The sequence below is a fragment of the Legionella qingyii genome (genome assembly GCF_003184185.1).
Window position 1 is genome coordinate 1 of the sequence record NZ_QHJG01000074.1, and the last position, 3,117, is coordinate 3,117.

A 3,117-nucleotide genomic window follows, 5' to 3' on the forward strand; every position below is an offset into this window, starting at 1 on the left:
TGTGTATTCCGGAGCGAAATGATCACCAATTCCGGCCGCATTTGATCGCAGATTCCGGAAACACTTGATCAGAGATTCCGGCATTACTTGATCACCGATTCCGGAGCATTTGATCAGTGATTCCGGTTGTTTTTGATCACCACCAACACTCACGATAAGACAATTTTTATACACTAATCGTCTTGTGATCCAAGGCGAGATTATCGTGAGACCATTAAGTATGCGAAAAATTCAAGAAGTATTTCGACAGCATGAACAAGGACACAGTAACCGTGACATTGGGCGAAGCCTCAATATCAGTTCAGGAACTGTATCCAACTACCTATATCGTGCACGTGTAGCGGGATTAACCTTAGCTGAGGCACTGTCTCTTGGCGAGCAGGAGCTGTATGAGCGCTTATTTTTACCATCAAAAGCCAGTTCAACCCGGCGTGTACTGCCGGACTGGGAGTGCATCCATGCGGAGTTGGCGGAAAAAAGGGATGACGTTAATGGTACTGTGGCGAGAATACCGGGAATGTCATCCGGATGGTGTGAGTTATAGCCAGTTTTGTGACCGTTATAAGCGTTATATCAAGCAAATCAGCCCTGTCATGCGACAGGTTCATAAAGCTGGAGAAAAGGTTTTTGTTGATTATGCGGGTATGACTGTTCCATGGATAGAGCCGTCTACAGGAGAGATTCATGAAGCACAAGTCTTTGTAGCCAGTCTTGGTGCATCGCAATTTACCTTTGTTGACATCACAGAAAGTCAATCACTGGAACACTGGATTAGCTCCCATATTCGAATGTGGAACACCTTTGGCGGTGTCACCAAAATTGTAGTACCCGATAACTTGAAATCCGGTGTGAGCAAGTCGCACCGTTACGACCCTGATATTAACGCAAACTATCAGCATGTCAGTGAGCACTACGGATTCGCTATTGTTCCTGCTCGAGCCGCCAGGCCTCAAGACAAAGCCAAAGTTGAGAATGCTGTTGGATGTGTTGAACGCCAGATTCTTGCCCCGTTGCGACATCATACTTTTACCAGTATTGCTGAGATTAAAAAAGCCATTGCGCCCAAGCTTGCTGCCTTTAATCAACAGTCCTTTCAGAAAATGAATACCTCTCGTCTCGAGCTGTTCGAGACTCTGGACAAACCAGCACTTCAACCTTTGCCCTCTGAGCCATACCACTATGCCGAATGGAAAAAAGCCAAGGTGAATATCGATTATCACTTTGTTTTTGATGAACATTATTACAGTGTTCCCTATCAGTACATTCATAAGACTATTGAAGTTCGTGCCAGTGGTTCCATGGTGGAATGCTTCCATGAGGGAAAGCGCATCGCCCTGCATACCCGCTCAAAAAAACGCTTTACACACACCACTCTGGCAGAACATATGCCAAGCAGTCATAAGGCACATGCCCGAGTGGACGCCTGAGCGAATCCATCGATGGGCATTAAAAACGGGGGAAGATACCGCTCGTTACATCGAATACATGATTGCAGCCCGGGCATTTCCAGAGCAAGCCTTTCGTTCCTGCCTGGGGTTGATGAGGCTTGCCCAGCGTTTTGGGGCAGACCGACTTGATAACGCATGTACTATTGCTCTGGAAGCAGGAATGACACGCTATCAACAGGTAGAGCGTCTGCTGAAAAACAATATGGACTTGGTCAAGACGTCATCCAAAACGACCACTCCGGTCATCTCTCATCACAACAACCTTCGTGGTTCTAATTACTACCAATAGGAGAAACAACCATGTTAAACAATCCAACACTTGATAAACTTCGTTCCTTAAAACTAACCGGCATGGCTGATGCGTTTACAGAGCAACTCAAAAGACCCGTTAATGATCTGGACTTTGAGGAACGGCTTGGTTTATTGGTTGAGCGCGAGTATCTGTTACGTGACAATCGAAAAATGGAGCGAAGACTGAAACAAGCCAGACTACAGCTCAATGCCTGCATGGAAGATATAGACTTTAAGCATCCTCGTGGCCTGAACAAATCCGCCGTGCTGGAACTGTTTCGCTGCCAGTGGGTATCACAACATCTTAATCTGCTGATTACCGGTCCAACCGGCTGCGGAAAAACATACATCGCCTGCGCATTAGCTCATAAAGCCTGTATTACAGGATTCTCTTCTCGATATTACCGTCTCCCACGATTATGGAATGAACTGAAGATTGCCAAGGCCAATGGAAGCTATCCCAACTGGCTGGCATCCATCGCAAAAGTCGATGTACTCGTCCTGGATGACTGGGGACTGGTAGCACCGGATGAAGAACAGAGAAGAGATTTACTGGAAATACTTGAAGACAGGTATCAAAAACGTTCAACCATCATTACCAGCCAACTCGCTGTGGCTCTATGGCATGAACACCTTGGGGATGCAACACTTGCAGACGCCGTCCTTGACAGACTCGTTCATAACTCAATCAGAATAGAACTCAATGGTGAGTCCATGCGAAAAACAAAAAAATCTTTACAGACTAAACCCCTTTAAAAGATAATCCACTGCGTGAGGCGTTGAAGTGATCAAATACTCCGGAATCGGTGATCAAATGACTAACGGAATTAGTGATCAAGTCCTCCGGAATACGCACTTGTGGTAAGATGATCTTTATTATTGATAATATCTTGTATACGGTATTCAAAAAGAACTGTGCGCAAATGATGTTGCATTTTGTCCAACACATCCGTGGATTGTTTGAAATAATCGAAATTAATAATATCAAGCAAACTAATTTTAAAATCATCAACCTGACGTTCCAATGAGGAAAAAGTATCACTTTTTCCATATCGTGAATATTCATGTTTTATGATATCGATAAGGCCAATTGAAAAGCCGTAGAAGGCACAATTACCTCTTCCTGGATTATCTATTTTAGTGAATGACATGATTAATATTTATAATGAGATGATTGCGTACATTATAATTGCTGAATATTAATAAAATATTAAATTTCCAGATTGCTTCATTAGCCTACGTTTCACGTTTTATGCGAATCCAGCAAAGGCCGCATTAAAAATAGGTACATTATTTTAGTGGGTCTCTGTATAGAACCCGCGCATAAAGCCTGAGAGATCCTCACAAAATTTAGCCATAGTGAGGACTCTCTTGTTGA

Annotated in this window: 2 protein-coding genes and 1 pseudogene; 2 read left to right on the forward strand and 1 reads right to left on the reverse strand. The window is 43.9% G+C overall.

Annotation, left to right across the window (positions count from 1 at the left end; translation table 11 throughout):
• The first annotated feature begins 220 nt into the window (after window positions 1-220).
• Both istA and istB read left to right on the forward strand, forming a co-directional pair.
• Window positions 221-1,737: pseudogene (gene istA / locus DGG96_RS20430) on the forward strand (IS21 family transposase).
• Between the two features lie 11 nt (window positions 1,738-1,748).
• The gene (istB, locus tag DGG96_RS20435) at window positions 1,749-2,495 is read left to right on the forward strand and encodes an IS21-like element helper ATPase IstB (protein WP_028379467.1); all 747 of its coding nucleotides are present in this window, start codon (window positions 1,749-1,751) and stop codon (window positions 2,493-2,495) included.
• A gap of 71 nt (window positions 2,496-2,566) precedes the next feature.
• On the opposite strand, the gene DGG96_RS20440 is transcribed toward istB, so the two are convergent.
• A complete protein-coding gene (locus DGG96_RS20440) occupies window positions 2,567-2,890 on the reverse strand; it encodes a hypothetical protein (protein WP_110144300.1) in 324 nt (107 codons plus the stop codon).
• Window positions 2,891-3,117 lie beyond the last annotated feature (227 nt).

Bases quoted from the DNA above. Each gene is read 5' to 3' on its own strand.
- istB (WP_028379467.1), top strand. From the start codon at position 1,749: ATGTTAAACAATCCAACACTTGATAAACTTCGTTCCTTAAAACTAACC.
- DGG96_RS20440 (WP_110144300.1), bottom strand. From the start codon at position 2,890: ATGTCATTCACTAAAATAGATAATCCAGGAAGAGGTAATTGTGCCTTC.